Below are 16,836 nucleotides of genomic sequence, written 5' to 3' on the forward strand. Positions count from 1 at the left end.
GTGCCGGGGAGGAATTACGGTCTCGGGCGCACTTCCCCAGACAAAACCGCAACGCCCTGCGTCTCCAACGTAACCGACCGCACCGGACCGCCTGCCAGCACATCCGTCATCGCTTCGGGCAGTGTCACCGTCCGGCTCTCGCGCCCATGATTGATCAGGATGACGATCGACCGGCCCTGGCCCTGACGCGTCATCAGCTCGACATCGGCCGGCACCGCGAAGTCGCGCACCACGCCGGCATCGCGCATCGCGCTACCGATCAGCTCGTCCATCACATGGTCGTCGATCAGCGCGCCGACATAGCTGATGCTGCCCTTGCCGACCTTGCGGGTGATCGCCGCCGCCTTGCCGTCGAGCCAGCCATTGGCCTTGCCGTACGTCAGCAGCACCCGCGTGTCCGGTGCCGTCGGCGTCAATTGCTCGGCCCAGATCGAGGCGGTTCCGTCGCCGACCGCGACCTTGTCGTCGAGCGCATAGAATTGCTCGACTCGGCCGCCCAGCAATGCGGCGAGCGGGCCCGGCTGACGCTGCGGGTCGAGGCGGTTGAATTCGTCCTTCATCCCCGATCTCGGTCCCAGGATCAGGTGACCGCCGCCGCGCACGTAATCGGCCAGCCGCTTCGCCATGGCGTCGGTAATCACGTTCAGGCTCGGCGCGACGACCAGTTTGTAGCCGTCGAGTGGCGCCGTGGCGGCCTCGACGATGTCGACCGCGCCCAGCGCGTCCTTCAGCGGGCGATAATAATCGAGCAGCACCTCGATCTGGTCGTAATCGCGGTGATGCAGCTGGAAGTCGATCGCCCAGCGGCTCGGATAATCCTGCAGCAAGGCGACAGGCGATACCGGGCTGGTGCCGGCCAGCACAGGAGAGGCCTTGGCGAATTCGCGGCCCAGTGCCTGGATCTCGGGATAGACCGGCAGCGGCTTGCCGTCGGGCCCGACCACCGATCCGTGCATCGTCTCCTGGCCGTTCAACGCATTGCGCCACTGCCAATAGAGCACTGCGTCCGCGCCATGCCCGACCGCCTGCCAGGCCATCGCCCGCGTTTCGCCCGGATAGAGGATGTTGCTGACCGGCGCCCAGTTCACGAAGCCGGGCTGCGTTTCCATCACCCAGAAATTGCGTCGTTTCCAGCCGCGGACCAGGTCATGCGTCGCGCCGTTGCGATAGGGCTTGAGATGCCCGGTCCCGACATAATCGTCCCACGAGGCGAGATCGAGGTCGCGGTTGATCGCATAACGGTCGAAGCGATCGGCCCATCCCAGCCCGCCCAGATTGACGGTGATGAACGGCTTCGGCCCGACCACCGCGCGGATCGCGTCGCGTTGGTTGCGGTGGAACTCGCCCCATTGCGCGGTGATGAAGCGCTTGAGCTCGAGCATCCAGCCCGGATTGCCCTTGTCGCTGTTGAACGGCACCTGATCCCAGGCCGTATAGGTCTGCGACCAGTAAGCCGTGGTCCACGCGTCGTTGAGCGTGTCGAGCGTGCCGTAACGCGTCTTGAGCCAGGCGATCCAGGCGGTGCGCGCCTCGGGATCGTAGCTTTCGTCGGTCGGCTCGTTGCCGATCTGCCAGCCGATGACATTGGGCTCGTCCTTGAGCGCCTGCGCCATCCGCGTGACGATGTCGCGGGCGAGTGCGCGGTACCGCTGCGACGAAATCGAGAATTGCCGGCGTCCGCCATGGCCCAGCCTCTTGCCCGTCCCGTCGACTTGCAGCGTGTCGGGATATTTCCCGGTCAGCCAGGCGGGCGGCGTATCGGTCGGCGTGCCGACCACGACCTTGATGTCATATTTGGCGGCGAGCCGGACGGCGCGGACCAGCCAGCCGAAATCATATTGGCCCTCGCTCGGCTCCATCCGGCTCCAGGCATATTCGCCGATCCGGACGACATTGGCGCCGCTCGCCTTCATCAGCCGGAGATCCTCGGGCCACGCGCTTTCCGGCCATTGCTCGGGATACCAGGCCGATCCGAGCCACAGTCGCTCGTTCGCCACCGGTACCGGCGCGGCGGCCGGTTGCGGACGGGCAAATGCGAAAGGGGTGGGGATCGTGGCGAGCATCGCCGCCAGACCGAGCGATAGACCGAGCTTGCGCACCATCGTCATGCCGCGATCGCATCGGCTTGGGGCGCGACCTTGCGATCGAATCCCTTGGTGCAATCGATCAAGGTGAAGATACCGGCTGCGATCAGCACCATGACGGCGACGCCCTGCAACGGCAGCGCGTAATTGCCGGTTGCCGCGACGACATGGCCGAACGCGACAGCGCAGACGAAGCCGCCGATATTGCCCGCCGTGTTCATCACGCCGCTGGCGGTGCCGCCATGCCGGCCGCCGATCGCCATGCACATCGCCCAGGCCGAGGGCAGCATCAGGTCCATCACCATGAAGGCGGTACCCGACAGCAGCAGAACCGCGAGCTTGGACGTCGCCAGGCTCATCGCCACCAGCAGCACAGCGGTCAGCGTCAGGCAGATGCCGGCGATCGCGCGATAGGCACGGCGAATGCCGATCCGCGTCGCCAGCCGGTCGCAAAGCACGCCGCCGGCGAGATTGCCGACCACCCCGAGCAGGAACGGGATGGCGCCGTACACGCCCATCTCCGCTTCGCTGAAATGCGCGCCCTTGACCATCCAGGTCGGAAACCAGCCGAAGAAGAACCAGCTGCCGAAGGCATAGAAGAAATAGGCGAGCGCGATCAGCCAGAGCTGCGGCAGCGAGAGCAGGCGTCGCCAGGGTGTGCCCTTATGCCCGGCGCCATCGTCGCTGCCGATCTCCGCGACTTCCTCGGCGGTGATGCCGGGCTGTTCGGCGGGGCGATCGCGAAACCAGGCGCGCCAGGCGACCGCCCAGCACAGGCCGACCGCACCCAGGACGACGAATACCGCTTGCCATCCGAAATGGCGGTCGAGCGGCACCAGCAACAAAGGCGCGAGCGCGCCGCCGAAGCGGCTCGCCGCCCAGATCACGCCCTGGCCACGCGCCCGCTCGCGCGCCGGCAGCCAGCGATAGAGCACGCCTGACATATTGGGATAGGCGCCCGCCGCGCCGAGCCCGAACAGGAAACGCGCGGCGAACAATTGCCAGAAATTGCGGCATACCGCGGTCGCCGCAGTGAACACCGACCACCAGATCGTAATCCGCGTCAGCTCCCGGCGATAGCCATGCGCGTCGCCCATCGCTCCCGAAGGGATTTCGAACACCGCGTAAGCGATGACATAGGCCCCGAGGATCCAGCCCCATTGCTCGGGCCCGATGCCGAGATCCTTCTGGATCGACGTCCCGGTGACCGCGATCGCCATGCGGTCGATGAAGGTGATGATCGACAGGAGCGCGAGCAACCCGACGACCGCATAGCGCTTTTTCACCGGCCGAGTCCGGCCAGCACGTCGCGTGCATGCAGCATGCCGAGCTCGGGGCTCGAATAGACCGGTGCCGACACCGCGCCTTCGGGCAGGCTGGCGACGACACGCGCCATCGATGCCTGGGCGAGCACGATCGCGTCGACGCCCTTCATCCCTTCGGTCAGCCCTTCGCCGACGATGCGATCGTGAGTCGCACCGTCACCCGCCATCACCGCATCGAACGCGCCCTGGCAGAGATGTTCGACGATCTCGATCTGCTTGCCCTGTTCGTCGGCGACGCGGCGGACCAGCTCCGCGGTCGGTTCGAGCGTGGTCGACAGCGTCGCGACTACCCCGATCCTGTTGCCGGTGGCGACCGCCTTTTCCGCCATCGCGCGGTCGACGCGCAGGACCGGCTGGTCGTAGAGTTCGGCGGCCATATCGACCGCGCGCCCGATCGACGAACAGGTCACCAGCGCGACATCGCATCCGGCGTCGAACGACGATCCGACCAGCCGGATGACCTGGCGCATGGTCGATTTCTGCAAATGACCCGCGGCGATCGTGTTCTTGATCGTGCTCTCATCGACGAAATGGAGCAGCCGGACGTCGGGCATTACCCGCGCGGCGATCTCGTTGAACACGGCTGCCAGCATCGGCGAATTGTGAATGAGTCCAAGCGTGGCCACGGATATGTCCTCTCGAGAGCTTATGTCGTGAAATCGTAGCGTCCGGCGCCGACCTCGAAGCGGATCGTTTCGCCGTCATTGGTGAGCGCGCGGATGGCTGGGTGGGCGTCGAGCGTCTGGCCGCTGTCGCGCCATTCGCCCGCGGGCAGTTCGACCTCCGCGACCGTGTTGGCCGGGATCGACAGAGTGAACCGGGTCAGCCGCTCGGCATCGCCTTCGGTGCTCGTCTCGATCGGACCGACCAGCGAGACGTAGCGCGCCGAGACGCGGCCGATCTGCGGCAGCCATAGCGGGCGGGCGGCGATCCGGCGGAAACCCGGCGCGGCAGGCGCGATGCCGGCGAGGCGGCGGTAGAAGAAGCCGACGATCGCACCGAAGGCATAATGGTTGTAGCTGTTCATCGACAGGTCGCCGGTGTCGCCATTCCATCGCTCCCACATCGTGGTCGCGCCCTTGCTCGGCATATAGCCCCAGCTCGGATAGCCGGTCTGGAGCAGCAGCCCGGCGACTTCCTCGAGCCGGCCGCGATCGGCCAGCACATCGAGGATATACGGCGTCCCGAGAAAGCCGGTCGACAGCTTCATGCCTCGCCGATGGATATCCGCCGCCAGCACATCGGCGGCAGCGTCGCGGCGGTCGATGGGCACCAGATCCATGAACAAGGCGAGCACCTGGCTGGCCTGGCTGCCATTGCCGGCCGTGCCATCGGCGGCGACGAATTCGGCGGCAAAGGCTTCCCCGATCCGCTCGCGCAGCGCCCGATAATGCTGGGCCTCGGCGGCGCGGCCGGTCGCTTCCGCCATTTCGGCCATCAGCGCCGCCGACCAGGCCCAATAGGCCGTGGCGCACAATATGCGCGGCGTCGTCTCGTCGTCGGGCTCGATCGCGTCGACCGACAGCCAGTCGCCAAGGTCGAGCCCGCGGTCGTTGCGCCAGATATGATCGGGATTGTTGCGCGCGACGAAGTCCATCCAGGCCTGCATCGCGTCCCAATTCTCGTCGATCACCGCGGTGTCGCCGTATCGCTGCCAAAGCTGCCACGGCAGGATGATGCCCGCCTCGCTCCAGCCGGCCGTCACCACGTCGGGGAAGGACAGCGGCTGCGGCACGACGATCGGATAAGCGCCGTCGGGCCGCTGCGCCGCGCGCGCCTCGAGCAGGAAGCGGCGGATGAAGGGATCGACCTCCATGTTGAACGCGGCGGCGTCGAGAAACACCTGGATGTCGCCCATCCAGCCCATCCGCTCGTCGCGCTGCGGGCAATCGGTCGGCACCGAGAAGAAATTGGAGCGCTGGCTCCACAGCGCATTCTGCCAGATCGTCTGGAGCAGCGGCGCGTCGGCGAAGGTCATCGTGCCGGTTTCGCGGCACGCGCTGTGAACGACGATTCCCAAGATATCGTCCGCCGTCGGCACACCGGGATAGCCGGCGACCTCGACATAGCGAAAGCCGTGATAGGTGAAATGCGGCTCGAACACTTCCTCGCCCGACCCCGCGAGCGTGAAGCTGTCGGTCGCCTTGGCGAGGCGAAGGTTGGACAGGTCGGCGGTGCCGTCGGGATTGAGCAATTCGGCGAATTTGGCGGTGATCGTGGTGCCGGCAGCACCGGCCGCGCGGATACGCACCCAGCCGGAGAAATTCTGGCCGAAATCGAAGATGTAGCGACCAGGAAGTGGCTCGCTTATCGCGACCGCGGTGCGGGTAGCGACGGCCTTCAGCGCGGGAGAAGTCTGTGCGACCAGGCGCGTGTCGGGCGTTTTCCCGACCGTAACGTCTAGCCAATTCCCGGCATCGAAGCCGGGTTCGTCCCAACCGGCCTGTTCCAGCCGAGCATCATAGCTCTCGCCGTCATAGATTTCCGACTTGAGGATAGGCGAGGGGGCGATCTTCCATCCCGGGCCGGTCGTCACCCAATCGCTCGTACCATCGGCATAATCGAGGCGCAGTTGCGCGCGCAGCCGGCGCGGCGCGGGACCGAACCCATAGCGCTCGATCCGCCAGCCGAACGGACTTGCGTACCAGCCATCGCCGACCGTCGCGGCGAGGGCATTGACGCCCGGCGCGATCAGGTCGGTCACGTCATATGTCTGGTACAGGATATGATCGCGGGCGACCGTCATCTCGGGTGCAAGCAGCGCATCCGATACTTTCCGGCCGTTGATCCGCGCGTCATAGGCGCCCAGCGCGGTGGCATATAGTCGCGCGGCAACGACCGGCCCGCGCGTGTCGAACTCGGTGCGCAGCAGCATTGCCGGTTCGGACGGACGCGGATCGTTATGGACGTTGGCGCCGCTTGGTCGAGCGGGGCCCCAATCCGCAGTATCGGCTTGGAGTGACGTCCAGTCGGCCGGCGGACTGGGCCGTACTTTCCACGCCGGCCCGCTGACCAGGCGCTCGATGCTGCCATCGGCGCGATGGAGCCGGATCAGCGCGGCGAAGGCACCGCCATCGACCGGAAAGAAGCCGGTCGTGTCTGCCTCGACCAGGGCGCAGACGCTGTTGCGGCCCGGGCGTATCTCGCCCGCATAGGGCGCCAGCGTGCCCCAGAAGGGAAGGTAGGTGTCCCAGTCGAAATGGCGGTCGAGCGGCGAGGCCGCGCCGTTGATCCACACGCCGCGCAAATGATCCTTGCCCGCCAGCAAAACCTCGGCGAAGATCAGATCTTCGGGGGCGTGGAAATCGATGCGGAAAGCGTGCGGACGCTCGTCGAGCGCCGTCTCGCTCCACACCCAGGCGAGTCCCGCGGCTCGGTCGGCGGCGGCATCGGCATCCTCGGCCTCGATCCAGTCGGCGTGCCAGGAATCGGGCGCGGTCAGTCCGGTTTCGAACCAAGCGGGCGCCGAGCGGGCGCTGGTGCCGATATCGTCCGTCGCTTCGACCGACCACCAGACGCGCTGCATCGGGGTGAGGGCAGGGCCGCCATATGCCACGTCGAACGTCGCATCGCCCGCGACCTCGCCACTGTCCCACAGCAATGCGCCGCTATCGAGCGCCTCGGCAGTTGCCGCGGCACGGACGCGATAACGCGCCTGACGCGTGCCCGCCCGGTCGCTCTCGATCCGCCACGACAGGCGCGGACGCTCGACATCCGTGCCGAGCAGGTCACGCGTATATTCGGTGCGCAGGTCGACGACGCGCATGGTCAGAGCGTCAGGCCGAGGCGGTAAAGCCGATTGGCGTTGCCTGCGAACAAGGCACGGCGCTCGTCGTCGCTGAAATCGGCGACCACGGCGTTATAGGCGTCGAGATGCTGATCGAACCCACCGAACAATTTGTCGGTCGGAAAATCGCTGGCGAACATCGCGCGATCGGTGCCGAACAGCTCGATCGTCTCGAGCACATAGGCGCGCATCTGCTCGATCGTCCACGGGCGGAAGGCGAAGCCGATGCCCGAAATCTTGACCGACACATGCGGGATCGCGGCGAGCGCCCGCATTCCCGCGCGCCACTCTTCCCGGCCGACCTCGCCGACCATCATGCCGGCATGGTTGACCATGACCGGCACCTCGGGATGGCGCTCGAGCAATGGCGCGAGGCCGGGAAACTGACCGGGATAGGCCTGCAGATCGAAGCTCAACCCGTGCTTGCCGAGCAGCGCGAAGCCCGCTTTCCAGGCTTCGTCGCCGGTCACGTCGCGCGGCGTATAGGTACGCACGGGATCGGGGTGCCAGTTGACGATGTGGCGGATGCCCCGCACCGACCGCCGCTCGGCATGCGCGGCAAGCAGCGCCTCGACCTTCGGGTCGTCCAACGCGGCGAAAGCGACGATCGCGTTCGGCATAGCGCGCGCGTCGGCCATCGCCTGCAGCCAGTCGGTTTCCTTCAACGCGTCCGCCGGGTCGGCGCCCGCGTCGATATGAACGATGCCGCGAACGTCCCAGCCGCGCGCATCGCTCAGATAATCGTCGAGCCCATAATCCCTGGCGATCGGCTCGACGCTGCCGTTCGGACCGTCCTCCGCAAAGGGCGGCGTCAGCCACGGATAGCGGATATGGGACAAGTCCCACAGATGGACGTGTGCGTCGACGAAGGGCAGCCGCTCGGTCATGTCAGAAGGTCGTGCGGCCGCCCGACGTGTCGAAGGTCGATGCCGTGGTGAAGCTGCATTCCTCGCTGGCCATGAAGCAGACCATCGCGGCGGATTCGCTCACCTCGCCCAGCCGGCCCATCGGGATTTTCGAGCGCATGTAATCGACCTGGCTCTGCGGCAGCTGCGCGAGGATCGGACTCTCGAACGTCGCCGGGGTCAGCGCGTTGGCGATCACGCCTTTCTCGGCGAGTTCCTTGCCCAGGCTCTTGGTGAAGCCGATCACGCCCGCCTTCGACGCCGAATAGGCGCTGGCATTGGGATTGCCTTCCTTGCCGGCGACCGATGCGATGTTGACGATGCGGCCATAACCATTGGCCAGCATCAGCGGCACCACCGCCCGGTTGCAATAGAACAGGCCGTTCAGATTGATGTCGATCACGCGCTGCCAGCTGTCGATCGGGAATTCGTGCACGGGAACGGTCGCGCCGGTGATTCCGGCCGAGCAGACAAGCACGTCGACCTTGCCGAGCGCGGCGGCGCTGGCCTTGGCCGCCGCTTCGACCGCGACGGGATCGGACACGTCGAGCGCCTGCGTGTCGGTCGCGCCGACTTCCTGCTTTGCCGCAGTCAGGGTCTCGGGATTGAGGTCCCAGAGTGCTACCGTGCCGCCTTCCTCGACGATACGCTTGGCGACGGCCTTGCCGAGGCCCGATGCGCCGCCGGTGACGATCGCCGCGCGCCCGGCGAAGCGGCCCGCATAGACGCTCACTTCGCGGCGTCCCACGCGACGAATTGCTGGCGCTGCTCGCCCAGTTTCTCGATGCCGAGTTCGACCACGTCGCCCGCCTTCAGATACCAGGGCTCGGGCTTCTGGCCGAGACCGACGCCCGGCGGCGTCCCGGTGGTGATCACGTCACCCGGCAGCAAGGTCATGAATTGCGAGCAATAGGCCACGATCTGCGCGACGGTGAAGATCATCGTCTTGCTGCTGCCATTCTGCATCTTCTTGCCGTTGACCGACAGCCACATGGCCAGGTTCTGCGGATCGCCGACCTCATCCGCGGTGACCATCCACGGGCCGATCGGGCCAAAGGTCGGGAAACCCTTGCCCTTGTCCCAGGTCAGGCCGCGCTCGATCTGCCAGTGGCGTTCGGACACGTCGTTGACCACGCAATAGCCCGCGACATGGTCGAGCGCGTTCGCCTCATCGACATAGGAAGCGGCAGTGCCGATCACGACGCCCAGCTCCACTTCCCAATCGGTCTTCTTGGAATCCTTTGGAATGGTGACGGGATCGTTCGGCCCCTGGATGCAGCTCACCCACTTCTGGAACACGACCGGTTCTTCGGGCACCGGCAGGTTCGATTCCGCCGCGTGATCGGCGAAGTTGGTGCCGATCGCGATGAACTGACGCGTGCCAGTCACGCAGGCGCCATAGCGTACCTCACCTTCGACCAGCGGCAGTGAGGCGGGGTCGATCGCCGCCAGCTTGGCCAATGCGTCCTTACCCAGCTCGGCCGGACCGATGTCCGCGACATGGCCGGACAGGTCGCGAATGCGACCGTCCGCGTCGATCAGACCGGGCTTCTCGGCGCCCATGGCACCATAACGGCAGAGCTTCATGGTTATTCCTCAGTTTGAATAGGGACGGTGCAGCGCGATATCGCGATTGAGCTCCACGCCAAAACCCGGTTTGTCGAGTTCGCTCGCACGGATGCGGCCGTTCACCGGCACCGGCTCGCCGAGCAATTGCGGCGCGAACATCGGCACCACCTCGGTCGGCCCCGGGTGCATCATCAGGAACTCGGCGAACGGCGAATTGTGGCGCGTGATGACGAAGTGATAGGAATAGACCGACGATCCATGCGGCACCATCAGAACGCCCCGGCTGTCGGCATAATTGGCGATCTTGATCAGCTCGGTGACGCCGCCGCACCATCCGACATCGGGCTGGATGATGTCACAGCATTCCATGTCCATCAGCATGCGGAAGCCCCAGCGCGTCGCCTCATGCTCGCCGGTGGTGACGAGCAGGCCCCTGGGGGCGTTCTTCTTCAACTGGGCATAGCCCCAATAATCGTCGGGGCTGAGCGCCTCCTCGATCCATTTGAGCCCGCATTCGTGCCAGGCGCGCTGCGCGAGCCGGGTCGCATAATCGAGGTCGAGGCTCATCCAGCAATCGTACATCAGCCAGAAGTCGTCGCCGCACTTGCTGCGCATATCGGCGAGCAAGGCGATGTTCTTCTCCATCCCTTCGAGCCCTTCGGCCGGGCCGTGATGGAGCGGCAGCTTGCCGCCGATAAAGCCCAATTGCTTCGCGACATCCGGCCGCGAACCGGTCGCGTAGAATTGCAGCTCGTCGCGCACCGCGCCGCCCAGCATGTGATAGACCGGCTCGCCGCGCAGCTTGCCGAGCAGATCCCAGAGCGCGAGGTCGACGCCCGAAATGGCGTTCACCACCAGACCCTTGCGTCCGTAATATTGGGTCGCGAAGTACATCTGGTCCCAGATAATCTCGTAATCGGCCGGGCTGCGGCCGACCAGGAAGCGCGACAGGTGCTTCTCGACGATGAATGCGGCGGGCTCGCCGCCGGTCGTCACCGCGAAGCCGATCGTGCCGTCATCGGCCTCGAGTTCGACCAGCAGGGTGCCGAGCACGTTGATGCCGAAGCTTTGCCGCGACTGGCGATATTCGGGATAGCGCGCCATCGGCGTCGAAATATGGTCGTCGATCCAATGGCCGTCGCCCTGGTCGTGATAATCGGCGCCACCGCCCCTGACGGTGAACGCGCGAACATGCTTGATCTTCGACAGGCCCATCCGAATCCTTCCCCCGCGACGTCTTGAGCGGCATCGCTTCGCGCCTGATTGTATAATATGACTATTGAAGTCAACCGTCCTTGGGGGTGTCGCGCCCTGCAAGTTGCGGCGGAACGGGGCCGCCGGTGGCCCAGTCGAGCAGCTCGATCGTATGGACGACGGGAATGCCGAGCCGCGGCGCGAGCTGCATCGCGCAGCCGATATTGCCGGTGGCAATGACATCGGCTTCCAATCGCGCCAGATTGGCCGCCTTGCGATCTCCGAGCTGGCCGGCGATCTCGGGCTGGAGGATATTGTAAGTGCCCGCCGACCCGCAGCAGAGATGCGCCTCGATCGGCGTACGCACGATATAGCCGGCACCGGCCAGCAAGCGCTTCGGCGCGTCGGTTACTTTCTGCCCATGCTGCAGCGAGCAGGCGGCGTGATAGGCGACCGTCAGGCCGCGGCCGTCGCCCAGCGGCAGGCCGGCATCGATCAACACTTCGCTGATGTCTCGCGCCAGGGCAGAGACCCGCGCCGCTTTCTCGGCATAGGCCGGATCGTGGCGCAGCATGAAGCCGTAATCCTTGATCGTCGTGCCGCAGCCCGATGCGGTGACGATGATCGCCTCTAGGCCGCCCGTCTCGATCTCGCGCGTCCAGGCATCGACATTGCGCCGCGCCGCCTCGAGGCTGGCATGTTCGCGCCCCATATGATGCACCAGGGCACCGCAGCATTGTTCGCCCGGGGCCAGCACCACGTCATAGCCGGCACGATCGAGCAGGCGGATGGCGGCGGCGCGGAATTCGGGGCGCAGCACGAGCTCGGCGCATCCCTGCAGCAAGGCGACGCGCGGGCGCGTGCCGGCGGTCGGACCGGGCTTCGGCGGAGCAGCTGGGATATTTTTCGGCGCCAGCGCCAGCATGGCGGCGATAGGGCGCAGCGCGCCGACCTTCGCGAAGAGCGGGGCCATTGGCCGACCGATCCGCGCCAGCCGCAAGGCGGTCCGGAAACGACCTGGATGGGGAAGCACCCAAGCCAGAATGCTGCGCAGCATTTGTTCGTGCCACGGGCGGTCGTAATGCTCGTTGATATAGGCCCGGGCATGGTCGACCAAGTGCATATAGTTCACGCCCGATGGGCAGGTCGTCATGCACGACAGGCAGGACAGGCAGCGATCGACATGCTTGACGACCTCGGCGCTCGGCGCGCGTTCGTTCTCGAGCATGTCCTTGATCATGTAGATCCGCCCGCGCGGGCTATCGAGTTCGTCGCCGAGCAGGACATAGGTCGGACAGGTCGCGGTGCAGAAGCCGCAATGGACGCATTTGCGGATCACGCCTTCGGACGACGCCATCGCCGGATCGGCCAATTGCGCGGGGGAGAAGTGAGTCTGCACTAGAAGCGTCCAGTCTCGAACACACCCGCCGGATCGAAGGCGCGGCGCACCCGCTCTTCCAGCGTTGCGAGCGCTTTAGGTTGCGGATGCAGCGCCGGCACGACGGCGCGGGTTTCGGCGTCGGCGCGCACGAGCATGGCGTGCCCGCCCATCTGGGCCGCGGCCGTGCGGATCGCCTGCGGGTCGTCCGCGCTCGCCAGCCAGAGCAGGCCACCGGCCCAGTCGAGCAGCCACCTGCCGCCGACCCCGGCGATCACGTCCGGCATCCGGGCGGCGGGGGCAACGATGCGCCACAGCGGCACGTCCGTGGGCAAGGGTGCGGCGGTCGTGATCGCGGGCCAGAGGCGCGCAGCTTCCGCATCGGCGACCGGCGCGACGCCGTCGATCAGTGTCGTCACTATCGCAGCGCGCGCTTCGACCGAGCTGGGGAAACCGTCGAGCCGGATCGCGGTGAGCGGGGCGCCGTTCCAGTCCTGCAGATGCGCCGCCGCGGACACCTCGGCGGCCGATCCCATAGCGCGGGCCATCACCGAGATCGCGGCGGCAGGATCCAGTCCGGCGACGCCGAGCGTGACCTGCAGGCGCGGCGCCGGCAGCACCTTCAGCGTCACTTCGGTGATCGCGACGAGCCGGCCCCAGCTCCCCGTGACCAGCTTCGAGAGGTCGTAGCCGGTGACGTTCTTGACGACTTTCGCACCCGAGACGAAGCGTTCGCCGCGTCCCGATACGCCGACGAAGCCGAGCAGATGGTCGCGCGCAGCCCCGCGGCTGACGCGGGTCGGTCCCGCCACGCCCGCCGCGACGATGCCGCCGATCGTCGCCTCGCCATCGGCGCCGCCGAGCATCGCGCCGTGATCGAAAGGGTCGAACGCCAGCATCTGGCCCTTGTCGGCGACCAAAGCCTGGATTTCGGCGAGCGGCGTCCCCGCCTTGACCGTCAGCACCAGTTCCGGCGGGTCGTAATCGACCACGCCCGAAAAGCCGCGCATGTCGACGATCCGCGCATCGGGCGTCGGCGCGCCGATCGCGTCCTTGCTGCCGCCGCCGCGCAGCCGCAACCGCGTGCCGTCGCTTGCCGCATCGGCGATGATCGCGGCGAGCGCATCGGCGCTGTCGGGACGGATCGCGTCGGCCATCATCAGAAGCGTGGCAGATCGGGAAAGGGCAGGGCGCCGCGATGCACGTGCATCCGGCCGAGCTCGGCGCAGCGATGCAGCTCTGGGAACATCTTTCCGGGATTGAGCAGCAGGTCGGGATCGAACGCGCATTTGACGCGCTGCTGCTGGGCGAGATCCACGGGCGAGAACATTACCGGCATCAGGTCGCGTTTCTCGACCCCGACGCCGTGCTCGCCGGTCAGCACGCCGCCGACCTCGACGCACAATCTCAATATGTCGGCGCCGAACGCCTCGGCCTGTTCGAGCTCGCCGGGCTTGTTGGCGTCGTAGAGGATCAGCGGATGGAGATTGCCGTCGCCGGCATGGAAGACATTGATCACCCCCAGGCCATATTGTTCGGACAGCGCGCGCATCCGCGTCAGCACGTCGGGCAGGCGGCGGCGCGGGATCGTCCCGTCCATGCAGAGGTAATCGGGCGCGAGCCGGCCTGCGGCCGGGAAGGCGGCCTTGCGCCCCGCCCAGAAGGCGACGCGTTCGGCGTCGTCGGTCGAGATGCGGATCGACACCGCGCCATTGGCCCGCGCGATCGTCTCGACCTCCTCGAGCAAATGGCTGCATTCGGCGGCGGGGCCGTCGAGCTCGACGATCAGCAATGCCTCGACGTCGAGCGGATAGCCGACCTGGACGAATGCCTCGGCGGCATGGACCGCGGGCTTGTCCATCATTTCCATGCCCGCAGGAATGATGCCGGCGGCGATCACGTCGGCGACGCAGCGCCCGGCGCCCTCGACCTCGGGGAAACCGATCAGCAGCGCGCGCGCCGTTTCGGGCCGGGGCAGGATGCGCACCGTCACTTCGGTGACGACGCCAAGCAGCCCTTCCGACCCGACGATCAGCCCGAGCAGATCGAGCCCCGCCGGCTCCAGCCCACGCCCGCCGACCCGCAGCACTTCGCCCTCGATCGTGACGAATTCGACGCCGAGCACATTGTTGGTGGTGAGCCCGTATTTCAGGCAATGCACGCCGCCCGAATTCTCGGCGACGTTGCCGCCGATCGTGCAGGCGATCTGGCTCGACGGATCGGGCGCGTAATAGAAACCCTCGTCCTCGACCGCGCGTGTGATGGCGAGGTTGGTGACGCCGGGCTGCACTACCGCGACCCGGTCGGCATAATCGACCTCGAGGATGCGGTTGAACCGCGCCATGCCCAACAGCACGCCGTCCGCCAGCGGCAGCGCGCCGCCCGACAGCGATGTGCCCGCGCCACGCGGCACCACCTTGACGCGATTGGCATGGCACCAGCGCAGGATCGCTGCGACCTGTTCGGTCGTCTCGGGCAGCACCACGACCATCGGCGGCTGGCGATAGGCGGTCAGCGCGTCGGATTCGTAGGGACGCAATCCGTCGGGAGTGTCGATCACGCCTTCGCCCGGCACGATCGCGCGCATCGCGGCGACGATCTCCCCGCGGCGCGCGAGCACCGTTTCGTCGGGGGCGGGCATTGTGATCGACATGGTGGCCGATGTTATTGCAGGTTCACGAACATGCCGCCATCGACGAGCAACGCCGCGCCGGTGACATAGGCCGCCATGTCGGACGCCAGGAAGACGATCGGACCGGCGAGATCCTCGGGCATGCCGAGCCGGCCGAGCGGGGTGCGCGCTTCCATATATTTGCGCTTTTCCGCGTCGGCGAGATCGTCCTTGTTGATCTCGGTCAGGATCGTGCCGGGCAGCACCGAATTGCAGCGGATACCGTGCTTGCCGAGCGCGATGGCGGCGGACTGCATCAGCGAATGCACGCCGGCCTTGGTCGGAGTGTAATGCGTCTGGAACTCTCCGCCGACCAGAGCCGAGATCGACGACACCGCGACGATCGCGCCGCCATCGCCCTGCTTGACCATCTGGTTGGCGGCGGCCTGGACCATGAAATAGGCGCCGTGCAGATTGACGCGGAAGGTGCGCTCGACCGTCTCGACCGGCATGTCGAGAAAGGCGTGGAACGGGCAGATTCCGGCATTCGACACCATCACGTCGACGCGGCCCAATTCGGCCACCGCGCGCGCGACGAAATCGGTCGCGGTCTCCGGCAAGGCGACGTCGCCCTTGATCGCGATACCGCGCCGGCCGAGCGCCTCGATCTCGGCGATGCACGAATGCGCCTTGTCGTCGCTCGACACATAATTGATCGCGACGTTCGCGCCATGCTGCGCGGCACCGATCGCCGCGGCGCGGCCGATGCCGGTCGATCCGCCGGTGACCAGCACCGTCTTGCCTTCCAGAAGCTTCATCTGTTTCCTCGTTATGTGATCGGCTCGGCCAGGATCGACCGGTCGATCGCGTCGATCCGGTTGACGCCGGTCAGGGTCATCGCGACCGTCATTTCCTTGGCGATCAGTTCCAGCAATTTGGCAACGCCGGCCTCGCCTTGCGCCGCCAGCGCGTAGACCCAGGCGCGCCCGAGCAGCACGCCCTTCGCACCCAGCGCCAGCATCCGCACCACGTCGAGCCCGTTGCGCACGCCGCCATCGGCCAGCACGGTCAGCGCGTCACCGACCGCATCGGCGATCGCGGGAAGCGCGCGCGCGCTCGACAGCACGCCGTCAAGCTGGCGTCCGCCATGATTGGACACGACGATGCCATTTGCGCCGATCGCCGCCGCTTCGCGGGCATCCTCGGGGTCGAGGATGCCCTTGATGATCAGCGGCCCGTCCCATTCGGCGCGGATCCAGTCGAGGTCGCGCCACTGGATCGACGGATCGAAATTGGTGCCGAGCCAGCCCATATAGTCGTTGAGCCCGCTATCCTTGCCGAGCACAGGCAGCAGATTGCCGAGCGTATGCGGCCGGCCGCGCAAGCCCACGTCCCACGACCAGGCCGGCTTGCCCATCGCCTGCAGTACGCGGCGCAGCGGTGCGTTGGGTCCCGACATGCCCGAATGCGCATCGCGATAGCGCGCGCCGGGCACCGGCATGTCGACGGTGAACACCATCGCGCTCGCGCCGGCTGCCTTTGCCCGCGCGATCAGGTCCTTCATGAAGGCGCGGTCGCGGATCACGTAGAGCTGGAACCAGAATGGATCGGCGACCCGCGCGACTTCCTCGATCGAGCAGATCGACACGGTCGAGAGACACGCGGGGATGCCCGCGGAACGGGCGGCACGCGCGGCCTGGATCTCGCCACGCCGGGCATACATGCCGCTGATCCCGACCGGCCCCAAGGCGACCGGCAGGCCGAGCTGCCGCCCGAACAGGCTGGTGCTCAGGTCGATCGTCGCGACGTCCTTGAGCACGCGCTGGCGCAGCGCGATGCCGGCCAGATCCTCGACGTTGCGGCGCAGAGTTACCTCGGCATAGGCGCCGCCATCGGCATAATCGAACAGGAAGCGCGGCAAGCGCCGCCGCGCCGCTTCTCGAAAATCACTAGCCGAAGAAATAATCATATTATTTCCCTAGC

At 66.6% G+C, this 16,836-nt stretch carries 13 protein-coding genes; all 13 read right to left on the reverse strand.

Annotated features, from left to right (window positions below; all coding sequences use genetic code 11):
• Positions 1-14 precede the first annotated feature (14 nt).
• Positions 15-2,108 carry a beta-galactosidase gene (locus tag Q0L25_RS18850; RefSeq protein ID WP_296616963.1) on the reverse strand — a complete coding sequence of 698 codons (2,094 nt, stop codon included), beginning with the start codon at positions 2,106-2,108 and terminating at the stop codon, positions 15-17.
• Positions 2,105-3,370 (reverse strand): MFS transporter, encoded by a 1,266-nt coding sequence (locus tag Q0L25_RS18855; protein WP_296616964.1) that lies wholly within the window; start codon positions 3,368-3,370, stop codon positions 2,105-2,107. The genes Q0L25_RS18850 and Q0L25_RS18855 overlap by 4 nt, the downstream gene beginning before the upstream one ends.
• On the reverse strand, positions 3,367-4,035 hold the full coding sequence (locus Q0L25_RS18860) for an aspartate/glutamate racemase family protein (RefSeq protein ID WP_296616966.1): 669 nt from the start codon (positions 4,033-4,035) through the stop codon (positions 3,367-3,369). The genes Q0L25_RS18855 and Q0L25_RS18860 overlap by 4 nt, the downstream gene beginning before the upstream one ends.
• 20 nt (positions 4,036-4,055) lie before the next feature.
• The gene (locus tag Q0L25_RS18865) at positions 4,056-7,175 is read right to left on the reverse strand and encodes an alpha-L-rhamnosidase (RefSeq protein ID WP_296616969.1); all 3,120 of its coding nucleotides are present in this window, start codon (positions 7,173-7,175) and stop codon (positions 4,056-4,058) included.
• A 2-nt stretch (positions 7,176-7,177) separates the two neighbouring features.
• The gene (locus tag Q0L25_RS18870; RefSeq protein WP_296616970.1) at positions 7,178-8,083 is read right to left on the reverse strand and encodes an amidohydrolase; all 906 of its coding nucleotides are present in this window, start codon (positions 8,081-8,083) and stop codon (positions 7,178-7,180) included.
• 1 nt (position 8,084) lies between these two features.
• Positions 8,085-8,834 (reverse strand): SDR family NAD(P)-dependent oxidoreductase, encoded by a 750-nt coding sequence (locus Q0L25_RS18875; protein WP_296617800.1) that lies wholly within the window; start codon positions 8,832-8,834, stop codon positions 8,085-8,087.
• Complete coding sequence (locus tag Q0L25_RS18880) at positions 8,831-9,688, reverse strand: fumarylacetoacetate hydrolase family protein (protein WP_296616972.1); 858 nt, start codon at positions 9,686-9,688, stop codon at positions 8,831-8,833. The genes Q0L25_RS18875 and Q0L25_RS18880 overlap by 4 nt, the downstream gene beginning before the upstream one ends.
• A gap of 9 nt (positions 9,689-9,697) precedes the next feature.
• Positions 9,698-10,885, reverse strand: coding sequence for an L-rhamnonate dehydratase (rhmD, locus tag Q0L25_RS18885; protein ID WP_296616975.1), 1,188 nt, complete (start codon positions 10,883-10,885; stop codon positions 9,698-9,700).
• Positions 10,886-10,955: 70 nt separating this feature from the next.
• On the reverse strand, positions 10,956-12,263 hold the full coding sequence (gene glcF, locus Q0L25_RS18890; RefSeq protein ID WP_296616977.1) for a glycolate oxidase subunit GlcF: 1,308 nt from the start codon (positions 12,261-12,263) through the stop codon (positions 10,956-10,958).
• Positions 12,263-13,402, reverse strand: a complete 1,140-nt coding sequence (gene glcE, locus Q0L25_RS18895; protein WP_296616979.1) for a glycolate oxidase subunit GlcE — start codon at positions 13,400-13,402, stop codon at positions 12,263-12,265. Before glcE ends, glcF begins: the two co-directional genes overlap by 1 nt.
• Entirely contained in the window at positions 13,402-14,895 is a 1,494-nt protein-coding gene (locus Q0L25_RS18900; RefSeq protein ID WP_296616981.1) for an FAD-linked oxidase C-terminal domain-containing protein, read from the reverse strand. The genes glcE and Q0L25_RS18900 overlap by 1 nt, the downstream gene beginning before the upstream one ends.
• An 11-nt stretch (positions 14,896-14,906) precedes the next feature.
• Positions 14,907-15,671, reverse strand: a complete 765-nt coding sequence (locus Q0L25_RS18905; protein WP_296616983.1) for an SDR family NAD(P)-dependent oxidoreductase — start codon at positions 15,669-15,671, stop codon at positions 14,907-14,909.
• 11 nt (positions 15,672-15,682) lie between these two features.
• The gene (gene lldD / locus Q0L25_RS18910) at positions 15,683-16,822 is read right to left on the reverse strand and encodes an FMN-dependent L-lactate dehydrogenase LldD (protein ID WP_296616985.1); all 1,140 of its coding nucleotides are present in this window, start codon (positions 16,820-16,822) and stop codon (positions 15,683-15,685) included.
• Between the last annotated feature and the right edge of the window lie 14 nt (positions 16,823-16,836).

The sequence above is a fragment of the Sphingomonas sp. genome (assembly GCF_024508665.1).
In the GTDB taxonomy this organism is placed as follows: Bacteria; Pseudomonadota; Alphaproteobacteria; order Sphingomonadales; family Sphingomonadaceae; genus Sphingomonas.

Bases quoted from the DNA above. Each gene is read 5' to 3' on its own strand.
- Q0L25_RS18850 (WP_296616963.1), bottom strand. From the start codon at position 2,108: ATGACGATGGTGCGCAAGCTCGGTCTATCGCTCGGTCTGGCGGCGATG.
- Q0L25_RS18865 (WP_296616969.1), bottom strand. From the start codon at position 7,175: ATGCGCGTCGTCGACCTGCGCACCGAATATACGCGTGACCTGCTCGGC.
- Q0L25_RS18870 (WP_296616970.1), bottom strand. From the start codon at position 8,083: ATGACCGAGCGGCTGCCCTTCGTCGACGCACACGTCCATCTGTGGGAC.
- Q0L25_RS18880 (WP_296616972.1), bottom strand. From the start codon at position 9,688: ATGAAGCTCTGCCGTTATGGTGCCATGGGCGCCGAGAAGCCCGGTCTG.
- rhmD (WP_296616975.1), bottom strand. From the start codon at position 10,885: ATGGGCCTGTCGAAGATCAAGCATGTTCGCGCGTTCACCGTCAGGGGC.
- glcE (WP_296616979.1), bottom strand. From the start codon at position 13,402: ATGATGGCCGACGCGATCCGTCCCGACAGCGCCGATGCGCTCGCCGCG.
- Q0L25_RS18900 (WP_296616981.1), bottom strand. From the start codon at position 14,895: ATGTCGATCACAATGCCCGCCCCCGACGAAACGGTGCTCGCGCGCCGC.
- Q0L25_RS18905 (WP_296616983.1), bottom strand. From the start codon at position 15,671: ATGAAGCTTCTGGAAGGCAAGACGGTGCTGGTCACCGGCGGATCGACC.
- lldD (WP_296616985.1), bottom strand. From the start codon at position 16,822: ATGATTATTTCTTCGGCTAGTGATTTTCGAGAAGCGGCGCGGCGGCGC.